General features: G+C 29.1%; 3 protein-coding genes and 1 tRNA gene. All 4 read right to left on the bottom strand.

What is annotated here, in order from left to right; translation table 11 throughout:
• Positions 1–721 (bottom strand): phosphate acyltransferase (locus tag CHL78_RS19885; RefSeq protein ID WP_116041753.1); only part of this gene is annotated, 721 nt, incomplete at its 3' end.
• 327 nt (positions 722–1,048) lie between these two features.
• Positions 1,049–2,224, bottom strand: coding sequence for a CdaR family protein (locus CHL78_RS19890; RefSeq protein ID WP_094367082.1), 1,176 nt, complete (start codon positions 2,222–2,224; stop codon positions 1,049–1,051).
• A complete protein-coding gene (cdaA, locus tag CHL78_RS19895; protein WP_094367083.1) occupies positions 2,221–3,063 on the bottom strand; it encodes a diadenylate cyclase CdaA in 843 nt (280 codons plus the stop codon). The genes CHL78_RS19890 and cdaA overlap by 4 nt, the downstream gene beginning before the upstream one ends.
• A 197-nt stretch (positions 3,064–3,260) precedes the next feature.
• A tRNA-Arg gene (locus tag CHL78_RS19900) sits at positions 3,261–3,337 on the bottom strand.
• Position 3,338: the final 1 nt, after the last annotated feature.

A 3,338-nucleotide genomic window follows, 5' to 3' on the forward strand; every position in this document is an offset into this window, starting at 1 on the left:
ATAATATATCTGCCTTACCTGCTATTGGATGATTTATACCTTTATGATTAGCTGCCTCTATTGATACTGCATTATCTAGAGCAAAAGGTCCCCCTACTATACATCCTTTTATTTCGCCTCTTTCATTCATTTCTTCTAGATGCTTAGCATCTACAGTATCTTGCATTTTTGGATTTACTTTTTCTTTTGCACATATTGCTGCTACTTTAGGTAGCTCTATATCTAGAGCATGAGCTACTGTGCACGAATTTTCTATGATTTGCTTTTTTATATTTAGATCTGGAGCTAAGTTCATTGCTGCATCAGTAATAAAGAATAATCTATCATATCCTTCTACATCAAATACTGCAACATGACTTAGTACATTTCCTGTTCTTAGACCAATTTCTTTATCTAATACAGCTTTTAATATTATAGATGTATCCACTAATCCTTTCATGACCATGTCAGCCTTATTAGTAGATACCAGTTCAACTGATTTTCGAGATGCTTCTGATGTATCTTCTATATGTATTAATTCATAATTATTAATATCTATTTGTAACTCTTCTGCTATTATTTTCGTCTTCTCAATATCTCCTACTAAAATAGCATTTGCTATACCTTCTTCTCTTGCCATTTCAACGGCAATTAAGACTTCTTTATCTTGGCAACATGCCACAGATATAGTCTTAGGCCCTCTTTCCCTTGCAAATCTTATTACTTCATTAAAATTTCTCATATATTTCACCCCGTTTTTAAGTATGTCCTATGTAATATATCAGTTCCTATGATTCATAATTTTGCTATATTCTAAATATAGTATTCATAAATTTAATTTTTTTAAATTATGTCCCCTAATACTCTATAGAATATATAATTTTATTCTTTAGTTAAATTATACCTTTTTTAATATCGTTTTCCTAGTGATAAATAAAATTTTTATTATATATTTATGTTAATTTTATAACATCAATAGTTACATATTAAGTACTCATATCTTAATCTATAAAAAATAAGATGCGACAATAACAAAATGTTTTATCGCATCTTACATATAATAACCTAACTATTTTACTTCAATAGTTTCAGGTTGAATATTTATTTTATTAAGCTCGTAATCTGTATCATAATTAATCTTATATTTATTATCTTGAGTCTCCTCTGATAAGTCTATATATAATTTTATACCTGATTTTGATAAATCAGTTATATTTTCCTTATATTCAACAGATACATTTATACTCTCAGGTATTAATATATTTGAGCTTTCAATATTATTCGTATTGTTTCTTATCTCAATATCTAGTGAAGAGTATGTAAACTCTTTAGTTACATTTTTAACTGTATCTAGTTTTATAGCTATAGGTTTCCCTACCACTGATACACCTTCAGGTATTTCTAATTGAACATCTTTTGATGAATCTGCACTCATATCGAGTAAATCTATTGGTTTAGTTGTAATAGAGTCTATTACATCTACAATCTCTCTCTTACCTTTTATTGTAACTTTATCCTGACTCAGATAGTACTTAACCTCTTCACTTCCTTCTTGAAGCTTAATCTTTATAGGTACAGTTCTTTGTCTTAGAAGTTTTACGCTAACGTTAACTTCTGATTCGCTTAAAATTATTCCTTCTACCTTTTCACCTTTTGTATTTACAGGTATTAACATTAATTTATCATCAAAATCTTCTACTCTACTTCCAGTATCTAATATCGCTATAACTTTATTTACCTGTTTAATTAAAGTTCTAGGACCTGACACATTTACATTCTCAATGTCCATGTCTATTCCATCTTTATCTACATTGTCTTTCGATTTTCCTACTAACTTAATTTCTATAGGCTTTTCTTTTTCTATAATTTTATCTAAAGCTATAGTAGTTACATTACTCTTTAACACAAATGAAACATTACCTGGTACCTTAGCCTCTAGAGACACTGGGTTATTACCTTCTTTTGGGCTCTCTACTTTTCCATAAATATGTATCTCTTCTTTTTTAAGTTGATGAAGGTTAGATAGCTTTCCTGTAACCGATATATCCATTGTAAGTTCTTTTGCCGGATATATTTGAAGATCTCTATCTGATATATCCCCCATGTTATTAATAGCTATTGGTACATTTTCAAATACCTTTGTTCCTTGTGGATCTACAACAGACATAACATATAGCCATAATACTATCGCACTTAAAAAGGATATTATTTTTATTTTGGTATTATGTTTTAATTTGTTTATCATCTAAATATACCACCTTTTAAAAAGCTTTTTTCCTCTGCACCAGTTTTAAAATTGCTTCTTAATATATTCTCCATTCTCTCTTTAGATATATCTCTATAAAGCTTTCCTGACTTTGCTATAGATACATCTCCAGTTTCTTCAGAAACAATTAAGGTTATACAGTCAGATACCTCACTTACCCCTACCCCAGCTCTGTGTCTAGTGCCTAAGTCTTTGCTTAAATCTTTACTTTGAGTTAATGGCAGGAAACAAGCCGCTGCTTTTATTTTTGAATCGCCAATAATCACAGCACCATCATGTAATGGCGTATTTGGAATGAATATATTTATTAGTAATTGTCTAGAAATTTCTGAGTCTATTATTGTACCCGTATTTATTATATCATTTATCTTAGTTTTTCTTTCCATAATAATAAGGGCACCAATTTTTTGTCTTGACAGAGAATATAGCGCCTCTACTATTTCTTCTATAGTATGACTAATTTCTTCCTCTGATGTACTTATTCCTGATTTTGTAAAAAAGTTAAATTTTGTTCTTCCTATATGTTCAAGTCCTGCCCTAAGTTCTGGCTGGAATATTATAATCGCTGCTAAAAAACCAATATCAAGAGTCTTTAGTAATATCCAGTATAATGTATGTAGTTTGAATGTTTCACTTAATTGAGTTGCTACTAGTAATAAAACTATACCTTTTAAAACTTGTTCTGCTCTTGTATCTTTTATGAACATAAATATTTTATAAAAAATATATGCTACTATTGTTATATCAAGAGCATCATATATACTCATTCTTGATATTATATCAAAAAAACCGACTAAAAAAGAATTTATATTGGACACAATTTTATCCTCCTATTGTATAACTTCTTAATCATTTACACTATGTATTATACTATATTAATCTAACCATATACAAATAATTTAGTTTATTCTTATATCAATTAGAATTATATATTATATTAGAATATCTTACTATTATTAACATATTAATATTTTTATATAATAAAAAAAAGTTCCACTAAAGTGAAACTTCTTATTGGTGAGCGCACAGGGATTCGAACCCCGGACACACGCCTTAGAAGGGCGTTGCTCTATCCAGCTGAGCTATGCACCCA

Source organism: Romboutsia weinsteinii (genome assembly GCF_002250835.2).
Lineage (GTDB): Bacteria > Bacillota > Clostridia > Peptostreptococcales > Peptostreptococcaceae > Romboutsia_A > Romboutsia_A weinsteinii.

Coding starts and splice junctions, on each gene's coding strand:
- CHL78_RS19890 (WP_094367082.1), bottom strand. CDS start 2,224: ATGATAAACAAATTAAAACATAATACCAAAATAAAAATAATATCCTTT.